Here is an 18,515-nt window from a genome sequence, read left to right on the forward strand (position 1 = left end):
CGAGAATTGGTCCCACGACCGGAGACAACGCACATGCCGACCCCCACCAAGGGCAACCTTCCCACGCTCACCCCGCGCGACTGGGAAGCCCATCCCGCCTACATCTACCCCGGCTACAAGTCCACGGTGAAGCGCGGCCCGCAGAAGCCGCTGATTCCGCTGAAGGCCTCGCTGGGCGAGTTGCAGCAGCCGGTGTACGGCCACGACAGCATCGGCGAGTTCGACCACGACCTCACCCGCAACGCCCGCCGCAACGGCGAGCCGCTGGGCGAACGCATGATCCTCACCGGCCAGGTGCTCGACGAGCGCCGCCGTCCGGTGGCCAACACGCTGGTCGAACTCTGGCAGGCCAACGCGGCCGGACGCTACGTGCACAAGGTCGACCAGCACGATGCGCCGCTGGACCCCAACTTCCTCGGCGCAGGCCGGTGCCTCACCGACAGCGAAGGCCGCTACCGCTTCCTGACCATCAAGCCCGGCGCCTATCCGTGGGGCAACCATCCGAACGCCTGGCGCCCGCAGCACATCCACCTGTCGCTGTTCGGCCAGAGCTTTGCGAGCCGCCTGGTCACGCAGATGTACTTCCCCGGCGACCCGCTGATGCAGTACGACCCGATGATCACCGGCACCCCCGAGCGCTACCGCAACCGGCTGATTGCCGACTTCAGCCTCGACATCACCCAGGAGGGCTACGCGCTGGGCTACCAGTTCGACATCGTCCTGCGCGGCGCCGACGAGACGCCGTTCGAGAACCGCTGAAAGGATTCCCCATGCCATTGATGACCGCACAGGAAGCCGACTTCGGCCAGACCCCCTCCCAGACCGTGGGCCCCTACTTCGCCTACGGCCTCACCGCCACGCAGTACGGCTACGACTTCGACCAGCCCTTCGACGCCGTGCTGGCGCTCGACGGTGCCACCGGCCAGCGCATCCGCCTCGAAGGCCGGGTGATCGACGGCGACGGCAACCCGATCGGCGATGCGCTGGTCGAGATCAGCCAGGCCGACGGCGAAGGCCGCTACCCGCAGACGCCCGAAGAAGCGCGCGCGCTGGGCTTTCGCGCCTTCGGCCGCGTGGGCACCGGCACCGATGCGCAGAACCGCTTCGTGTTCCACACCGTCAAGCCCGGCGCCGAATCGCCCGGCGAGGCACCGCACATCAATGTGATCGTGCTGATGCGCGGCCTGCTGCTGCATGCGTACACGCGCGTGTACTTCGGCGACGAGGCCGAGGCCAACGCGAAGGACGCGGTGCTTCAGAGCGTGCCGGCCGAGCGCCGCCACACGCTGATTGCCGAGCGCGTGGAGCAAGGCGGCGCGGTGAGCTACCGCTTCGACATCCGCATGCAGGGCGCGGACGAGACGGCGTTCTTCGACGTCTGATCTGGGCTCAGGGAAATCCCGGCCATAAAAAAACCCGCATCGCGCGGGTTTTTTTATGGAGAAGCGCGGAGCGCCTACTGTGCCGCGTGATGAATGCGCGACTCGGGCACCGTCTTCAGTTCGCCGGGCACCGAGCTGATGTAGCTGGCCAGCGTCTTGAGCTCGGCGTTGGTGAACTTCTTGGGTTCGACCTGGCCGGCCATCACCGCGTTCGAGCGGCCGAGGTGGACATTGTTCTTGACGCGGTACGACTTCAGCGCCACGAAGAGGTAGTCGGCATGCTGGCCGGCCAGCTTGGGCACGGTGCCGTCGTTCGGGGTGTTGAAGTTGGCGCCGTGGCACTTGGTGCAGCTGTTGTCGGGGCCGTTGCGGCCGACCAGCGCGGTGATGTTCTCGGGCATGGCTTTGGCCAATGCGGCGGGCGGCGCATCGCCTTCCTTCACGCCCAACTGGCTGTAATACGCGGCCACGTCGGCGATGTCCTGCTCGGAGAGCGAATCGGCAATGGCGCGCATGGTGGGGTGCTTGCGGTCGCCGCCCTTGTACGCGGTGAGCGCGGAGACGATGTAGGTGGCGCTCTGGCCAGCGATCATCGGCACCTTGTGGATCTCGGGGAAGCTGGCCTGGTAGCCGATGATGCCGTGGCAGCCCACGCACATCTGAACCTTCTTGGCTCCGTCCTGGGCCTTGCCAGTGACTTGCTGGGCTTGTGCCGAGAGCGTCACGCAAGCGACAGCAAGGGCAAACATCGTGGTCAACAACTTGTTCATTTTGCGCGCACAATCTCGTGGAGCTACAGTTTTTCGAATCAACATTCGATTATATGCAGGGGTCTTCCGGAACCCTGTGCAGGCCAACCCTGAGGCTGCACGACGCGCATCGAGTGTGTTCTTTTCTCCACCCTGCCTTTCCACTTCGCTTGCGTTCACTCATGAAATTCAAGGGCTCAGACAACTACGTCGCCACTCAGGACCTGATGCTGGCGGTCAACGCCGCCATCACGCTCAAGCGCCCGCTGCTCGTCAAGGGCGAGCCCGGCACGGGCAAGACCATGCTGGCCGAGGAAGTGGCGCAATCGCTGGGGCTGCCGCTCCTGCAGTGGCACATCAAGTCGACCACCAAGGCGCAGCAGGGCCTGTATGAATACGACGCGGTGAGCCGCCTGCGCGACTCGCAACTGTCCGACGTCGACGGCGGCGAGCGCGTCAAGGACATCCAGAACTACATCGTCAAGGGCGTGCTCTGGCAGGCCTTCACGGCCGACGAGCCGGTGGCCCTTCTCATCGACGAGATCGACAAGGCCGACATCGAATTCCCGAACGACCTGCTGCGCGAAATCGACCGCATGGAGTTCTACTGCTACGAGACGCGCGAACTCATCCGCGCCAAGCACCGGCCGGTGGTGTTCATCACATCCAACAACGAGAAGGAGCTGCCCGATGCGTTCCTGCGCCGCTGCTTCTTCCACTACATCAAGTTCCCCGATGCCGAGACGATGAAGCACATCGTCGCCGTGCACTTCCCGGGCCTCAAGCAAGAGCTGCTCACGGCCGCGATGAAGACCTTCTACGACGTGCGCAACCTGCCCGGCCTCAAGAAGAAGCCCTCGACCTCCGAGTTGCTCGACTGGCTCAAGCTGCTGGTGGCCGAAGACATCCCCCTCGAAGCCCTGCAGAGCAAGGACGACAAGGTCGCCGTGCCGCCGCTGGTGGGCGCGCTGCTCAAGAACGAGCAGGACGTGACGCTCTTCGAGAAGCTGGTCTTCATGCAGCGCAACAACCGATGAGCGAATCGCCGCGGCCGCATCCGACGAGCCAGCTGCTCAAGCTGGGCGTGGCCCAGGCGGTGATGTTCGTCATCGGTGCGCTGCTCGGCCGCTGGGTCGGGCTGCTGCTGGGGCTCGACGCCTTCGGCGCCGCGGGCTACGGCAACAAGGAAATCTTCGGCATCCTGCTGATCGGCCTGGGCGGCGGTGGCGGGGTGCAGATCGCGCGCGCCTGGTATGTGCGCAAGTACGGCAATCCGAGAAGCTGAAATTCAGGGGTGTGTGAGATGGCGTTTGTCGAACCTGTCACGTTGAAGGCCCGCGACATCGCGCTGGTGCCGCTGGCGCTGGCCCACGAAGAGGGCCTGCGCGCCGCGGCCGCCGACGGCGAGCTCTGGAAGCTGCGCGTCACCTCCGTGCCCGAGCCCGAGAACACCCGCGCCTACATCGAGACCGCGCTGAAAACGGCCGATCGCTTCGCCTTCGCGGTGACCGAAGCCGCCACCGGCACGGTGCTCGGCAGCACCAGCTTCCACGACATCCTGCCCGGCGTGAAGCGCGTCGAAATTGGCTACACCTGGTACGCCGCGCGCTGCCAGCGCACCCACGTCAACACCACCTGCAAGCTGCTGATGCTCACGCATGCGTTCGATACGCTCGGCTGCAACGTGGTGGGCTGGCGCACCGACAACTTCAACTTCGCCTCGCAGCGCGCCATCGAGCGGCTGGGCGCGAAGAAAGACGGCGTGATTCGCGGCCATGCGATGCGCCGCGACGGCACCATCCGCGACACCGTCATGTACAGCCTGCGCGCGGGCGAATGGCCTGAGGTGAAGGCCCAGCTGCTCTACCTGCTCGACAAGCCGCGCGACTGAACCACAAGGAGCGACCTCCATGCTCATCGATTTCTTCTACACCCTGCGCTCAGCCAAGCTGCCGGTGTCCGTCAAGGAATACCTCACGCTGCTCGAAGCACTGCAGGCCGACGTGGTGGGGCCCAACTCCGACGGCGCCTACGGCCTCGACGACTTCTACTACCTCTCGCGCACCGCGCTCGTGAAGGACGAGAAGCACTACGACAAATTCGACCGCGCCTTCGCCGCCTACTTCAAGGGCGTGGAGATGCTCACCGACTTCACCAAGGAAGTGCCGCTCGACTGGCTCAAGAAGACGCTGGAGCGCGAGTTCACCGCCGAAGAAAAAGCCAAGATCGAGAAGATGGGCTGGGACGAGCTCATGGACACGCTCAAGAAGCGCTTCGAGGAGCAGAAGGAGCGCCACGAGGGCGGCAGCAAATGGATCGGCACCGGCGGCACCTCGCCCTTCGGCAACGGCGGCTACAACCCCCAGGGCATCCGCATCGGCGGCGCTGGCAAGAACAAGAGCGCCGTGAAGGTGTGGGACCAGCGCGCCTACAAGGACTACGACGACAGCCAGGAGCTGGGCACGCGCAACATCAAGGTGGCGCTGCGGCGCCTGCGCAAGTTCGCGCGCGAAGGCCACGAGGAAGAGCTGGACTTGGACAACACCATCCAGTCGACCGCGGCCAATGCCGGCTACCTCGACATCAAGATGCGGCCCGAGCGCCACAACAACGTCAAGGTGCTGCTGCTGATGGACGTGGGCGGCACGATGGACGAGCACATCCAGCGCGTCGAGGAGCTGTTCTCGGCCGTGAAGACCGAGTTCAAGCACCTGGAGTTCTATTACTTCCACAACTGCGTCTACGACTTCATGTGGAAGAACAACAAGCGCCGCTTCTCCGAGAAGTTCGCGACCTGGGACATCCTGCGCAAGTACAACAAGGACTACAAGCTCATCTTCGTCGGCGACGCGACCATGAGCCCCTACGAGATCCTGCAGCCCGGCGGCAGCGTCGAATACAACAACGAGGAAGCCGGCGCCGAGTGGATCCAGCGCCTGACGCACACCTTCCCCAAGTTCGCGTGGATCAATCCCGAGCCCCAGGGCGTGTGGCAGTACCGGCAAAGCATCGCGGTGATGCAGCAGCTGATGTCCAACCGCATGTACCCGCTCACGCTGCGCGGACTTGAAGACGCGATGCGCATGCTGTCCAAGTAGCGCGCAGGCACAGCGACAGCGCCACCTGTATCCGGAAGCTTCAGAGACCGGCAGGTCTTGCTGTCAGAATTCGCCCATGGTCAGGGTGGTTTCCGTTTTTTCGCCGGCGTGGTGGCCGGCTTTGCTTTTTTGTGGCGTCCTTCTTTTGCAAGGCTGCAGCTTGCTGCCGAAAAAAGAAAGCAGCGAAGGCAAGCCTGTCGCCGGCCTCGTGCGCAGCGGTGATGCCGACAGCACCCCCGCCAAGGACGACAAGGACGAGAAAAAAGCCGACAAGCGCGACGCTTTCACCGTCGACGTGCGCGGGCCTGAAGCCGTTCGCGACTACCTCACGCTTCATCTGGAAATCCAGCGCTATCGCGAGCTCGACGACCTTGGCGCAACGGAAATCTCCCGCCTCATGGTCGCGGCCGAAGCCAATGCCCGCGAACTCCTCGGCACCCTCGGCTACTTCACCCCCACGCTGACGCTCGAACTCAATGAGACGCCCGGGAGCGCCAAGGCGCCGCGCGAGATCGTCATCACCGTCGCGCCCGGCGAGCCCACCAAGGTGAGCAACGTGCAGATCAGTTACGCCGGCGCCATTGCCGACGACACGGCCGCCGAAGCGCAGCGCGATTCGATCCGCACCGGCTGGGCCCTGCGCGCGGGCCTGCCCTTCACCCAGCAGGCCTGGGACGACGCCAAGACCACCGCGCTGCGCAGCCTCACGGCCAAGCGCTTCCCCACCGGCAACATCGAAGTGAGCCGCGCCGAAGTCGATGCCGACCGCAGCGAGGCGCGCCTGAGCGTCACCTACCAGTCGGGCCCCGCCTACAAGTTCGGCCCGCTCATGCTGCACGGCCTTCAGCGCTACGACCCCGACGGCGCGCGCCGCATCGCGCGCCTGCCCACCGGCACCGACTACGACCAGCAGAAGCTGCTCGACGCGCAGCAGCGCCTGGCCAGCAGCGGTTACTACGACTCGGTGTTCCTCACGCTCGACACGGAGAGCGGCAACCCGCTGGCCGCACCCGTCATCGCGCAACTGCGCGAAGCGCCGCTGCAGAAGGTGGTGCTGGGGGCAGGATTCACCACCGACAACGGCCCGCGCCTGTCCATCGACCACATCCACAACCAGGTCCCGCTGCTGGGCTGGCGGGCGGTCTCGCGGCTCTCGGCGGACAACGACGTCAAGTCGCTGGGCACCGAGTGGAACGCGATCCCCAACGACAACGGCTGGCGCTGGTTCACCGGCGCCGAGCTCAAGCGCGAGGAAGCGGGCAGCTACATCGTCGACAGCGGCCGGGTGCGCGGCGGGCGCAACAAATCGAGCGACCACATCGACCGCAGCTACTTCCTGCAGTACGACTACGCACAGAACCGTGGCACCGATGCGCCGCCCTCGGCCTCGGCGGTCACCGCCAACTGGGGCTGGACCGGGCGCTATTTCGACAACAACGCCGCGCCCACGCGCGGCTACGCGCTGGCGCTCGAACTCGGGGCGGGCTACACGCTCAGCGGGCAGCAGACGCCGTTCACCCGCACCTATGCGCGCTGGCTCGGCGTGGTGCCCCTCGGCTCGGCCGAAGACACCGAGACCCGTGCGCGCCGCAGCCGCCTGCAGCTGCGCCTGGAGGCCGGCGCGGTGTCGGCGAAGGACTCCGCCCAGATCCCGTCCACGCTGATGTTCCTGACCGGCGGCGACACCACCGTGCGCGGCTACAGCTACAAGCAGATCGGCACCGTGCGCGCCGATGGCCAGACCGTCTCTGGCCGCTACCTCGGCGTGGCAAGCGTCGAATGGCAGCGGCCCTTCGTCTACAACAACAAGCTCACCGAATGGGAGAGCGTGGTGTTCGTCGATGCCGGCGCCGTGGCCGACAAGCCCGGCGAACTCAAGCCCAAGGTGGGCGTGGGCGTGGGCGCGCGCTGGCGCAGCCCGGTCGGGCCGGTGCAGGCCGATCTCGCCTACGGCGTGGACACGAAGAAATTCCGCCTGCACTTGCGCCTCGGTTTCACCTTCTGACCCCGCAGCTTTCGATGTCGAACGAAGAAGCCGTTCCCACCCCCGTGCCTTCCGCGCCCCTCGCGGTCAAACGCTCGCGCGCGCGCCGTGCGATGCGCGCGCTGGCGTGGACCGTCGCGGGCCTGTTCCTTGCCGTGCTGCTGCTCGGTGCGAGCGCATGGTGGTGGCTGGGCTCCGACAAGTCGCTCGCTTTCGCGCTGGCACAGGCAGCGCAGCGATTGCCCGCGGGCCAGACGCTCGAGAGCCGCGACGTGACCGGATCGCTGCGCACCGGCGGGCACATCGGCTGGCTCAAGTACCAGAGCGAGAGCATCGCCGTCGAGGTGAACGACGCCACCATCGGTTGGCAGTTCGCGCCCCTCTTCCAGCGCAAGGTACAGCTCGGCGAGGTGCACGCGAAGCAGGTGTTGATCGAAAAGCGCGGCCCAGCGAACGAGGAGCCCGCCAAGCCGCTCGAACAGCTGGTGCTGCCGGTCGACGTGGACGTGCCCTTCCGCATCGACGAGGTGCGCTGGGCCGGGCCGCCCGTGCTGCAGGCGACGAACCTCACCGGCAGCTACGCTTACAAGAACGCCGAACACGCGCTCGAAGTGAAGGGCGTCGACATCGCCGACGGCCACTACAGCGCGCGCGTCAAGCTGCAGGGCCCCGCGCCGATGGCGATCGATGCGGCGCTCGACGGCCGCGTGAAGGCGCCGCTGGCCGAAGACCGCAACATCGACGTGATCGCACAGGCCACCGTGAAGGGCACGCTCGCCGGCACCGCGGCGCGATTGCAGGTCGCCGCCGAACTCAAGCCCGCCGAAGAAAACGCCGATGCACCGATGGAAGCGAAGCTGCAGGCGCAGATCGCGCCGTGGCTGCCGCAGCCGGTGATCGAGGCCAAGGCCGACCTGCGAAATGTCGATGCATCGAGCCTGTGGCCCGGCGCACCGGAGACGCAGCTCACCGGCACCGTCTCGGTCGAACCCGATGCGGATGCGGGGCCGTCCGCATGGAAGGCCTCGGCCGACATCCGCAACGCCCTGCCTGGTCCGTGGGACAAGGCGAAGCTGCCAGTCGAACAGGTACAGGGCCGTATCGGCTTCGACGGCACCCACTGGACCATCCCCGAAGCCACGGTGCGCGCCGGCGGCGGCCGCATCGACGCAGAAGGCCGCTGGAGCCCCGCGCCCGCGCCCTGGCAGATCCGCGCGACGGTGCGCAGCGTGCGGCCCGGCGCGCTGCACAGCGAGCTGGCCGGCGCGCCCGTCAGCGGCCAGGTCACGGCGCAGCAGCGCGAAGACGCCATCACCTTCGATGCCGCGCTCAAGGCCGAAGGCGGCGCGGGCAGCAAGTCGCTCCCCGGCTTCGCGCTCGACCGCGCGCTGGCGCAGGGCCAGTGGAAAGACCAGGTGCTCGACCTGCGCACGCTGCGCATCGAAGCCCAGCGCGCGAGCGTCGACGGCAAGCTGCAGGTGCGCGTGGCCGAGCAGGCCGCGAGCGGCAAGCTGAACCTCGTGCTGCCCGGCGGCGGCGCGCAACTCGAAGGCCGCATCGCGCCGAACACGGGTGCAGGCGACATCAAGGCACGCATCGAAGATGCAGACGCGCTGCAGCGCTGGGTCGAAGGCCTGCCCGGTCTTTCGGGCGTGTTCGCGGGCGCAACGGCCAAGGGCTCGGCCCGGCTCGATGCGAGCTGGCAAGGCGGCTGGCAGACCATCCAGCGCCGGATCGAGAACGCGAATGCGCCTGCGCAGCGCGGCATTGCCGAGCCCACACTCAAGGCCGCGCTCACCGTGCCACGCCTGGACCTCAACCTGCCGGCCGCGCAGCCGGGCGGCACCGCCACCGCGGTGCAGTTGCGCGAGCTGCAGGCCGACCTCGCCGGCAGCCTCGCGCAGGCCGCGCTCACGCTGAAAGGCGAAGCCACCACCGGCACCCAGAAGATCACGATCGACACCCGCGCCAGCGGCGGCATCGCCGGCACCAACCAGTGGCGCGCCGCCCTCGCCAGCCTGCGGCTGCAGGCACAGGACAGCGCCCGCCCCGGCAACCCGTGGATCGTGGAGCTGAGCCGCGAAGTCACCGCCACCATCCGCGCGGGCGGAAGCCCCGCCCGCCTGGACGTCGAAGCCTCCGCCGCCTCCGCCACGCTGCGCGGTCCCGTGCCCGGCACCGTGCGCATCGACTGGCAGCCGCTGCGCTTCAGCCAGAGCGGCGCGGCACCCAACAAGGTGTTCCGCGTGCAATCGAAGGGCCAGATGCAGGGCCTGCCGATGGCCTGGGCCGGCGCCTTCGGCGCGAGCTCCACGCTCAGCGACCTGGGCATCAGCGGCGACCTGATGTTCGACGGCGATTGGGACATCGACGCCGGCGACACGCTGCGCGCCAAGGCCCGCATCGCGCGCCAGAGCGGCGACATCCGCGTGCTGGCCGGCGAGGCCGCGCTGGTCACCCGCATCACCAGCACCGGGACCGGCACCGCGAGCGAGCGCACGATGAATTCCGCCTCCGCGGGCGGTGCGGAAGCCCCCAGCACACCGGCAGGCCTGCGCCAGGCCGAACTGCGGCTCGATGCCGAAGGCGACGCGGTGCGCGCCACCCTCGCCTGGGACAGCGAACGCGCCGGCAAGATCAACGCCGACGTCGGCACGCGCGTGACGCAGCGCGCCGGCGGCTGGCAGTGGGCGCCCGATGCGCCGCTGGCCGGCAGCATCAAGGCCGCGCTGCCCAACCTGGGCGTGTGGTCGATGCTCGCGCCGCCGGGTTGGCGCATCGCCGGCACGCTGGACGCCAACGCCGCGCTCTCGGGCAACCGCGCCGCGCCGCGCTGGAACGGCACGCTGGGCGCCGACAAGCTCGCGCTGCGCGCGCCGGTCGAAGGGCTGGACCTGCGCGACGGGCGCCTGCGCGCCACACTGACCGGCGAGCGCGTCGAGATCAACGAGTTCTCCCTCAAGGGCGGCACCGGCAGCTCGGCGCGCATCGGCGGCCAGAGCGGCAACCGCAGCACCGCGGCGAGCGAGGCGAACAACGACGGCGGATCGCTCACCGCGCGCGGCGACATGAGCTGGGGAAGCGCACCGGGCACCTCCACGCCGAGCATCCGCATGGCCCTGCAAGGCGAGTTGCGCGCGCTGCGCGTGCTGGTGCGCACCGACCGGCAGGTCACGCTCTCGGGCGACCTGCAGGCGCGCCTGGACAACGGCCAGTTCACCGTGCGCGGCAAGCTCAGGACCGACCGCGCCGTCATCATCCTGCCCGACGAAACGGCGCCCAGCCTGGGCAGCGACGTGGTCGTGCGCTCCGCCGCCAGGGACCGCGAGGCGGCCGAAGCCGCCAAGGCCGAATCGGCACGCGTCGATGCGCAGGCCGCCAAGCCGCAGACCGCGAAGCCGCCCGACATCGTCGTCAACTTCGACCTGGGCGACGACTTCGCGGTGCAGGGTCGCGGCATCACGACGCGGCTCGAAGGCGAGCTGGAGATCCGCAGCACCAAGCTCAATGCGCCGCCGCGCATCACCGGCGAAGTGAAGACCGTGAAGGGCCAGTACCGCGCCTACGGCCAGCAGCTGGACGTTGAAACCGGCGTGGCGCGCTTCAACGGCCCCTTCGACAACCCGCAGCTGGACATCCTCGCGATCCGCCCGAACATCTCGCAGCGCGCGGGCGTGCAGATCTCGGGCAGCGCGCAGTCGCCGCGCGTGAAGCTCTACTCCGAGCCGGCGCTCTCCGATGCGGAGACGCTGTCGTGGGTGATCCTCGGCCGCGCCTCGGCCACCAGCGGCGGCGAATCGGCGCTGCTGCAGCAGGCCGCGCTGGCGGTGCTGGGCAAGATCGGCAAGGGCGGCAGCGGCGGCAGCCTCGCGAGCCGCTTCGGGCTCGATGAGCTCGGCTTCAAGGGCCCGGGCAGCGGGGGCGACCTGCGCGAGTCGGCGGTGACGCTGGGCAAGCGGCTGTCGAAGGATTTCTACATCACCTACGAGCGCAGCCTGGGCGGCACCTTCGGCACGATCTTCATCTTCTACGACCTCACGCAGCGCCTCACGCTGCGCGGACAGGCCGGCCAGAAAAGCGGGCTCGACCTGATCTACACGGTGAAGTACGACTGAGCCCGAACGGAGTTCCAAAAGCAAGGGACTTCGATCTTGACCCGGCCGAATGCGGAGTTAACAATTCATCGACGCCTTCACCGAGGAGCGACGATGAAAAACGATGGAGACAAGGGCCGCCACAGCCCGGTGCACGACCGCCAGATGCACGACATGCCGACGTCCTCGCGGATCGCGCTCGTGCGCAGCGTGCTGCATGTGGTGATCGCGGCCGTGGCGCTCCTGGCAATCGCCACGTCGATCCCGCACTGGGGCGGCGACAACTTTCCCGTGCTGAGCTTGGTGATCTACGTCGCGGGCATGGTGTTCATCGCGATGCCGCTGTGCCTGTGCTACGAGGCGCTGCTCAAGTCGTACAGCGAGCAGCAACAGCAGCGCCAGCAGATGAGCCGCACGTCTGCCGCCGTCTGACCCTCGCGTCGCGTGAACAGGCCCTAGCCCGCGTCGCCGCCGCCCTGCGGAAACTGCTCCTTCCTGTCGGCAGGCTCGGGCGCCCCGCCCGGCAGCAGGTTCGCGCGGTGGCTGCGCACCGCCGACGCCACGATCGGCATCAGGTGCGTCGCGCCGCCCGCCTCGAGCGCGCGGATCAGCTGCAGCCGCATGCTCGGCGCCCAGAACGACTTCAGGTGCGCCGCGATCGCGTCCGTCGCCATGGTCGCGTTGTCGGGCGACTGGGCCTGGAAGAAGCTGCCGATCTGGTTGGCCATCTTGACCAGTTGCGCCGTCGGATCGTGGTCGTGCATGCACTGCCTTTGAAGAGATGAAGTTGCCGGTCGCTCGCGTCAATGCGCGCGGCTTCCGGTCGATGTGAAATCCCGACCGGCCGTCGTCACGCGCTCCGGGTGGCTGTAGACCGACAGGTCGTCCTTGCGCGCGAAGCCAACCAGCGTGAGCCGTGCGCGTTCCGCCGTGGCGACCGCGAACGAAGTCGGCGCCGATACAGCGGCCAGCAGCGGCACCCCCGCCATCGCGGTCTTCTGCACCATCTCGAAACTGGCGCGGCTGGTGACGGCGATGAAGCCGGCCGACGCATCGACGTCGTTGCTCGCGAGCGCGCCGATCAGCTTGTCGAGCGCGTTGTGGCGGCCCACGTCCTCGCGCAGCCACATCACCTCGCCCACGGCCGAACACCATGCCGCCGCGTGCACCGCGCCGGTGGCCTGCTGCAGCGTCTGCAGCGACTGGAACTGCGACATCGCACGCGCGATGGCCTGGCGATCCAGCGCCACGGCGTCGCCGAGCACGGGCAGTTCGCGCGACACATGCGCCAGGCTCTCGGTGCCGCACAGGCCGCAGCCGGTGCGGCCCGCGATCGTGCGGCGCCGCTGCTTCAAGCGCGTGAACGCGGCGCTCGACACCTGCAGCCGCACCGTGATGCCCAGGTCCGAAGGTGCGATCTCCACTGAATAGAGTTCGTGCGGCGCATCGAGGATGCCTTCGCTCAGCGAGAAGCCGAGCGCGAAGTCTTCCAGGTCCAGCGGCGTCGCGAGCATCACCGCATGCGAGATGCCGTTGAACTCCAGCGCCACGGGCACTTCCTCGGCTACCCAGTCCTGCACCGCGTAGGCCTCGCCGCCGCGCACGCCGTGCACGGGCAGCAGCAGCGCGCCTTCGCAGAAGGTGTCGGCGCCTTCGGCGGCCGGCAGGGTAGCGATGTTCATGCGCGTTCCTGTCTGCTGTCTACTTGGCCGGAACCGTCTCGTTGCGCTTTTCGGGCAGCGCGCCGGCGGTCGCCAGATCGATCTGCGTCTTGTTGAAGCGGCTGTACTCCTGCTGCCAGGTCGAGGGCTGCATCACCGGCATCACCTGCACCGCTGTCACCTTGTACTCGGGGCAGTTGGTGGCCCAGTCGGAGTTGTCGGTGGTGATGACGTTGGCGCCCGACTCGGGGAAGTGGAAGGTCGTGTAGACCACGCCCGGCTGCATGCGCTCGGACACCGTGGCGCGCAGCACCGTCTCGCCCGCGCGGCTCTGGATGCCGACCCAGTCGTCGTCCTTCACGCCGCGCTCCTCGGCGTCGTGCGGATGGATCTCCAGCCGGTCTTCGCCGTGCCACAGGTTGTTGTCGGTGCGGCGCGTCTGCGCGCCCACGTTGTACTGCGAGAGGATGCGCCCGGTGGTCAAGAGCAGCGGGAACTTGCGCGTGACCTTCTCGTCGGTCGCCACGTACTGCGTGACGATGAAGCGGCCCTTGCCGCGCACGAAGGTGTCGATGTGCATCGTCGGCGTGCCATCGGGCGCTTCGTCGTTGCAGGGCCACTGGATGCTGCCGAGTTCATCGAGGCGCTTGTAGCTCACGCCGTGGAAGGTCGGCGTCAGCGAGGCGATCTCGGCCATGACGTCCTCGGGGCTCTTGTAGTCCATCGGGTAGCCCAGCGCCTGCGCGAGCTTCACCGTGATCTCCCAGTCGGCCAGGCCCGCCTTCGGCGGCATCACCTTGCGCACGCGCGAGATGCGCCGCTCGGCATTGGTGAAGGTGCCGTCCTTCTCGAGGAACGACGAGCCCGGCAGGAACACGTGGGCGTACTTGGCGGTTTCGTTGAGGAACATGTCCTGCACCACCACGCACTCCATCGCCATCATGGCCGCGGCCACGTGCTGCGTGTTGGGGTCCGACTGCACGATGTCCTCGCCTTCGCAATACAGGCCCTTGAAGCCGCCGCCGATCGCGGAATCGAACATGTTGGGAATGCGCAGGCCGGGCTCCGGATCGATGGTCACGCCCCAGGCCGCTTCGAACGAGGCGCGCGTGGTGCTGTCCGACACATGGCGGTAGCCTGGCAGCTCGTGCGGGAACGAGCCCATGTCGCACGCGCCCTGCACATTGTTCTGGCCGCGCAGCGGGTTCACGCCCACGCCTTCGCGGCCGACGTTGCCGGTGGCCATCGCGAGGTTGGCGATGCCCATCACGGTGGTGGAGCCCTGGCTGTGCTCGGTCACGCCCAGGCCGTAAAAGATGGCGCCGTTGGCAGCGCTCGCAAACAGGCGTGCGGCGGCACGCATCTCGGCGGCCGGCACGCCGGTGGCCTTCTCGGTGGCTTCCGGCGATTGCTCGGGCTGCGCGACGAAATCTCTCCAGGCGGCGAACGAAGCGGTGTCGCAGCGCTCAGCGATGAAGGCATCGGCCGTAAGCCCTTCGGTCACGATCACGTGCGCGAGCGCGGTGACCACGGCCACGTTGGTGCCGGGCTTCAACTGGAGGTGGTGCGAGGCCTTCACGTGCGGCGACTTCACGATGTCGATGCGGCGCGGATCGATCACGATCAGCTTGGCGCCTTCACGCAGGCGCTTCTTCATGCGCGAGGCGAACACCGGGTGGCCGTCGGTCGGGTTGGCGCCGATCACCATGATCACGTCGGCCTTCTCCACCGACTTGAAGGTCTGCGTGCCGGCCGATTCGCCCAGCGTCTGCTTCAGGCCATAGCCCGTGGGCGAGTGGCACACGCGTGCGCAGGTGTCGACGTTGTTGTTGCCGAAGGCCGCGCGCACCAGCTTCTGCACGAGATAGGTTTCTTCGTTGGTGCAGCGTGAGGAGGTGATGCCGCCGATGGAGTCCTTGCCGTACTTGGCCTGCAGGCGCTTGAACTCGCCGGCGGCGTAGTCGAGCGCGGTGTCCCAGCTCACTTCCTGCCACGGATCGCTGATGTTCTTGCGGATCATCGGCTTGAGCATGCGGTCCTGGTGGGTCGCGTAGCCCCAGGCGAAGCGGCCCTTCACGCACGAATGGCCTTCGTTGGCCTTGCCGTCTTTCCACGGCGTCATGCGCACGACCTCGTTGCCCTTCATCTCGGCCTTGAAGGCGCAGCCGACGCCGCAGTAGGCGCAGGTGGTGATGATGCTGTGCTCGGGCTGGCCGAGCCAGATCACCGATTTTTCTTGCAAGGTGGCGGTGGGGCAGGCTTCGACGCAGGCGCCGCAGCTCACGCATTCCGATTCCATGAACGCTTCGTCCTGCCCCGGCGACACGCGCGACTCGAAGCCGCGGCCACTGATGGTCAGCGCGAAGGTGCCCTGCGTTTCCTCGCAGGCACGCACGCAGCGGTTGCAGACGATGCACTTGGAAGGGTCGTAGGTGAAGTACGGGTTCGACTCGTCCTTCTGGTCCTTCAGGTGGTTGGCGCCGTCGAAGCCGTAGCGCACGTTGCGCAGGCCCGTGACGCCCGCCATGTCCTGCAGCTCGCAGTTGCCGTTGGCCGAGCAGGTGAGGCAATCGAGCGGATGGTCGGAGATGTACAACTCCATCACTCCCTTGCGCAGGTCCTGCAGCTTGGGCGTTTGCGTGCGCACCTTCATGCCCGCTTCGGCGGGCGTGGTGCACGAGGCTGGAAAGCCCTTGCGGCCTTCGATCTCGACGAGGCAAAGGCGACACGAGCCGAAGGGCTCCAGGCTGTCGGTGGCGCAGAGCTTGGGCACGTTGATGCCGGCATCCACGGCCGCGCGCATGAGCGAGGTACCCGCGGGGACGGTGACTTCGTTGCCGTCGATTTCCAGCGTGACCTCGCGCGTCGATTCACGCTTGGGGGTGCCGTAGTCGATTTCTTTCAGATGGTCCAACATGTCTTTTTCTTTCTCTGTGCGGCTTAGCTGACCGGTCTTGCCGGTGGGCTTGTGGTCGGTTGGCTCTTGTTCAGAGCGCTGCTGTTCGGGGCGTGTGCACAGGCCACCGGGTACTCCCCTCCGCGAATGTCCCCCGGCCTGCGGCCTCCTCCTTGATTTCGCTGCGGGGAGCACCCGATGCCCTGTGCACCTGGACGCGCTGCCGGTGCGTGGCCTATCAACTGCTGCTCTGAACACGAGCGTGCCGATGGGGTGCCTTGCGCAGCGAAATCAAGGAGGAGCCGAAGGCGGGGGACATTCGCGGAGCAAGGCACCCCGTCGGCGCGATCGCGCCCTGAATGCCCCCGACCACGCCGAATGAAACAGCGAGCGCGCATTTCAGGCAGCCTTGCGATCAGGCACCACAAGACCGAAGTCCTCCGGAAAATGATCGAGCGCGGACAGCACCGGGAACGGCGTCATGCCCCCCATGGCGCACAGCGAACCGTGGACCATGGTGTTGCACAGGTCGCGCAGCAGGATGACGTGCTCCACGCGCTTGTTGTCCGCGCGGATCTTGTCGATCACCTCCACGCCGCGGGTCGAGCCGATGCGGCACGGCGTGCACTTGCCGCACGACTCGATGGCGCAGAACTCCATCGCATAGCGCGCAAGCTTCGAGAGGTCGGCCGTGTCGTCGTGCACCACGATGCCGCCGTGGCCCACGGTGCCGCCCACGGCCGCGTAGGCCTCGTAGTCCAGCGGCAGGTCCCATTGCGATTCGGGCAGGTAGGCACCGAGCGGTCCGCCCACCTGCACCGCCTTGATCGACCGGCCCGATGCGGAGCCGCCGCCGTAGTCGTACAGCAACTCGCGCAGCGTCACGCCAAAGGCCTTCTCGACCAGACCGCCGTGCTTGATGTTGCCGGCCAGCTGCATCGGCAGCGTGCCGCGCGAACGGCCGACGCCGAAGTCGCGGTAGTGCTCGGCGCCGCGCGCGAGGATCAGCGGCACGCTCGCAAGCGTGATCACGTTGTTGATGAGCGTCGGCTGCCCGAAGAGACCCGTGATGGCCGGCAGCGGCGGCTTGGCGCGCACGATGCCGCGCTTGCCTTCCAGGCTTTCGAGCAGTGCAGTTTCTTCGCCGCACACATACGAGCCCGCGCCCTTGCGCACCTCGAGCCAGAAGGCCTGGCCCGAACCGAGGATGTTGTCGCCGAGGAAGCCCGCGGCTTCTGCCGCACCGATCGCCTCGTTCATCGTCGCGATGGCGTGCGGGTATTCGGAGCGGATGTAGACATAGCCCTTGGTCGCGCCGGTGGCGATGCCCGCGATGGTCATGCCCTCGATGAGCATGAGCGGGTCGCCCTCCATCGTCATGCGGTCGGAGAAGGTGCCCGAGTCGCCTTCGTCGGCATTGCAGACGATGTACTTCTGCGCGGCCGGCGTGGCCATTACCGTCTTCCACTTGATGCCGGCCGGGAACGCCGCGCCGCCGCGGCCGCGCAGGCCCGAGTCGAGCACCTGCTGCACCACTTCTTCGGGCTTCAGGCCGAGCGCGCGGCGCAGGCCCGCATAGCCTTCATGCGCTTCGTAGTCGGCAACCGACACGGGATCGGTGATGCCCATGCGCGCGAAGGTCAGGCGCTCCTGCTTCTTCAGATAGGGGATCTCCTCGGTCAGGCCGAGCGACAGCGGATGTGTCTGCGCGCCTTCGGCGAAGCCGGCATCGAAGAGATCCGCCACGTCGTCGATGGTCACGGGGCCGTAGGCCACGCGGCCGGCCGGCGTGCTCACCTCGACCATCGGCTCCAGCCAGAACAGGCCGCGCGAGCCGTTGCGCACCATGCCGAAAGGGATGCCCCGCACCGCAGCTTCCTGCGCGATGCGTTCGGCCACGCGTTCCGCGCCCACTGCCAGTGCGGCCGAATCGCGCGGCACATAGATGGTGATACCGCTCATGCGCAGCCTCCGTAGTGCGCAACCAGCGCATCGAACGAACGCGGCGTCATGCGCGCGTGCGGTTCTTCGTTGATCGTCATCGCGGGCGACGAGGCGCACAGGCCCAGGCAGAAGGCCGGCTCCAGCGTGAAGTTGCCGTTCTTCGAATGGCCATGCGCGCTGCAGCCCAGGCGCAACTCCGCGTGGGCCAGCAGCGCATCCGCGCCCATGGCCTGGCAGGCTTCGGCCCGGCAGATCTGGATCACGTGGCGCGCCGCGGGTGCGGAGCGGAAGTGGTGGTAGTAGGTGATGACGCCGTGCACTTCGGCGCGCGAGAGGTTCACGCCCTCGGCGATCGTGGTCACGGTGTGCGGCGGGATGTAGCCCAGCGTGTCCTGCACGTCGTGAAGGATCGGAAGCAGAGCTCCCGGTTCCTCGGCGCGTTGCAGCAGCACCTGGCGAACCGCGGCCAGTTCATCGGATTCGCTCATCGTGGCGTGTCGTCCCACTTCGTTCATGCGGCGCTCCTTGCCGGGTTTTTATTCATCGTTGCCTTGCATCCCGGCTCGGGGGGCGTACCAGGAAAACCGTGCGGTTTCCCGCTCTGGAGGCACTGTCGGGGAATACGCGGGCAATGGCCTTGACTCAGGTCAATTTCCCCGAAACAAGGGGCCGGGCACCACCGGCCTTGCCCAGTCCCTGCAAGCTCA

The 18,515-nt window shown here is 67.5% G+C and carries 15 protein-coding genes; 9 read left to right on the forward strand and 6 right to left on the reverse strand.

Features of this window, described 5'->3' with window-relative positions; translation table 11 throughout:
* Nucleotides 1-33: 33 nt before the first annotated feature.
* Complete coding sequence (gene pcaH, locus M2282_RS22765; protein ID WP_280811041.1) at nucleotides 34-759, forward strand: protocatechuate 3,4-dioxygenase subunit beta; 726 nt, start codon at nucleotides 34-36, stop codon at nucleotides 757-759.
* A gap of 11 nt (nucleotides 760-770) precedes the next feature.
* Entirely contained in the window at nucleotides 771-1,382 is a 612-nt protein-coding gene (pcaG, locus tag M2282_RS22770; protein ID WP_280811042.1) for a protocatechuate 3,4-dioxygenase subunit alpha, read from the forward strand.
* A 74-nt stretch (nucleotides 1,383-1,456) separates the two neighbouring features.
* Here pcaG and M2282_RS22775 read toward each other — a convergent pair whose 3' ends face one another.
* Nucleotides 1,457-2,152, reverse strand: coding sequence for a c-type cytochrome (locus M2282_RS22775; RefSeq protein WP_280811043.1), 696 nt, complete (start codon nucleotides 2,150-2,152; stop codon nucleotides 1,457-1,459).
* Nucleotides 2,153-2,313: 161 nt separating this feature from the next.
* Between M2282_RS22775 and M2282_RS22780 the strand changes: the two genes are divergently transcribed.
* From M2282_RS22780 to M2282_RS22810, 7 genes are all read left to right on the forward strand, one after another.
* Entirely contained in the window at nucleotides 2,314-3,168 is an 855-nt protein-coding gene (locus M2282_RS22780; RefSeq protein ID WP_042581872.1) for an AAA family ATPase, read from the forward strand.
* Nucleotides 3,165-3,416 (forward strand): hypothetical protein, encoded by a 252-nt coding sequence (locus M2282_RS22785; protein ID WP_280811044.1) that lies wholly within the window; start codon nucleotides 3,165-3,167, stop codon nucleotides 3,414-3,416. The genes M2282_RS22780 and M2282_RS22785 overlap by 4 nt, the downstream gene beginning before the upstream one ends.
* An 18-nt stretch (nucleotides 3,417-3,434) precedes the next feature.
* On the forward strand, nucleotides 3,435-4,022 hold the full coding sequence (locus tag M2282_RS22790; protein ID WP_280811045.1) for a GNAT family N-acetyltransferase: 588 nt from the start codon (nucleotides 3,435-3,437) through the stop codon (nucleotides 4,020-4,022).
* 19 nt (nucleotides 4,023-4,041) lie between these two features.
* Nucleotides 4,042-5,229 (forward strand): vWA domain-containing protein, encoded by a 1,188-nt coding sequence (locus M2282_RS22795; RefSeq protein WP_280811046.1) that lies wholly within the window; start codon nucleotides 4,042-4,044, stop codon nucleotides 5,227-5,229.
* 76 nt (nucleotides 5,230-5,305) lie between these two features.
* Complete coding sequence (locus tag M2282_RS22800; RefSeq protein WP_280811047.1) at nucleotides 5,306-7,234, forward strand: autotransporter assembly complex protein TamA; 1,929 nt, start codon at nucleotides 5,306-5,308, stop codon at nucleotides 7,232-7,234.
* A gap of 14 nt (nucleotides 7,235-7,248) precedes the next feature.
* Nucleotides 7,249-11,328, forward strand: a complete 4,080-nt coding sequence (locus M2282_RS22805) for a translocation/assembly module TamB domain-containing protein (RefSeq protein ID WP_280811048.1) — start codon at nucleotides 7,249-7,251, stop codon at nucleotides 11,326-11,328.
* Between the two features lie 93 nt (nucleotides 11,329-11,421).
* Complete coding sequence (locus M2282_RS22810) at nucleotides 11,422-11,739, forward strand: hypothetical protein (protein WP_280811049.1); 318 nt, start codon at nucleotides 11,422-11,424, stop codon at nucleotides 11,737-11,739.
* 23 nt (nucleotides 11,740-11,762) lie between these two features.
* Here M2282_RS22810 and M2282_RS22815 read toward each other — a convergent pair whose 3' ends face one another.
* The 5 genes from M2282_RS22815 to M2282_RS22835 all read right to left on the reverse strand — a co-directional run bounded on the left by M2282_RS22815 (nucleotide 11,763) and on the right by M2282_RS22835 (nucleotide 18,323).
* On the reverse strand, nucleotides 11,763-12,071 hold the full coding sequence (locus M2282_RS22815) for a formate dehydrogenase subunit delta (RefSeq protein WP_280811050.1): 309 nt from the start codon (nucleotides 12,069-12,071) through the stop codon (nucleotides 11,763-11,765).
* 39 nt (nucleotides 12,072-12,110) lie between these two features.
* Nucleotides 12,111-12,989, reverse strand: a complete 879-nt coding sequence (gene fdhD, locus M2282_RS22820; protein WP_280811051.1) for a formate dehydrogenase accessory sulfurtransferase FdhD — start codon at nucleotides 12,987-12,989, stop codon at nucleotides 12,111-12,113.
* Nucleotides 12,990-13,008: 19 nt separating this feature from the next.
* Nucleotides 13,009-15,885 carry a formate dehydrogenase subunit alpha gene (fdhF, locus tag M2282_RS22825; RefSeq protein WP_280811052.1) on the reverse strand — a complete coding sequence of 959 codons (2,877 nt, stop codon included), beginning with the start codon at nucleotides 15,883-15,885 and terminating at the stop codon, nucleotides 13,009-13,011.
* A 378-nt stretch (nucleotides 15,886-16,263) separates the two neighbouring features.
* Nucleotides 16,264-17,826 carry a formate dehydrogenase beta subunit gene (locus M2282_RS22830; protein ID WP_280811053.1) on the reverse strand — a complete coding sequence of 521 codons (1,563 nt, stop codon included), beginning with the start codon at nucleotides 17,824-17,826 and terminating at the stop codon, nucleotides 16,264-16,266.
* Nucleotides 17,823-18,323 carry a formate dehydrogenase subunit gamma gene (locus M2282_RS22835; RefSeq protein WP_432422930.1) on the reverse strand — a complete coding sequence of 167 codons (501 nt, stop codon included), beginning with the start codon at nucleotides 18,321-18,323 and terminating at the stop codon, nucleotides 17,823-17,825. Before M2282_RS22835 ends, M2282_RS22830 begins: the two co-directional genes overlap by 4 nt.
* Nucleotides 18,324-18,515: the final 192 nt, after the last annotated feature.

The sequence above is a fragment of the Variovorax boronicumulans genome (genome assembly GCF_029892485.1).
In the GTDB taxonomy this organism is placed as follows: domain Bacteria; phylum Pseudomonadota; class Gammaproteobacteria; order Burkholderiales; family Burkholderiaceae_C; genus Variovorax; species Variovorax boronicumulans_B.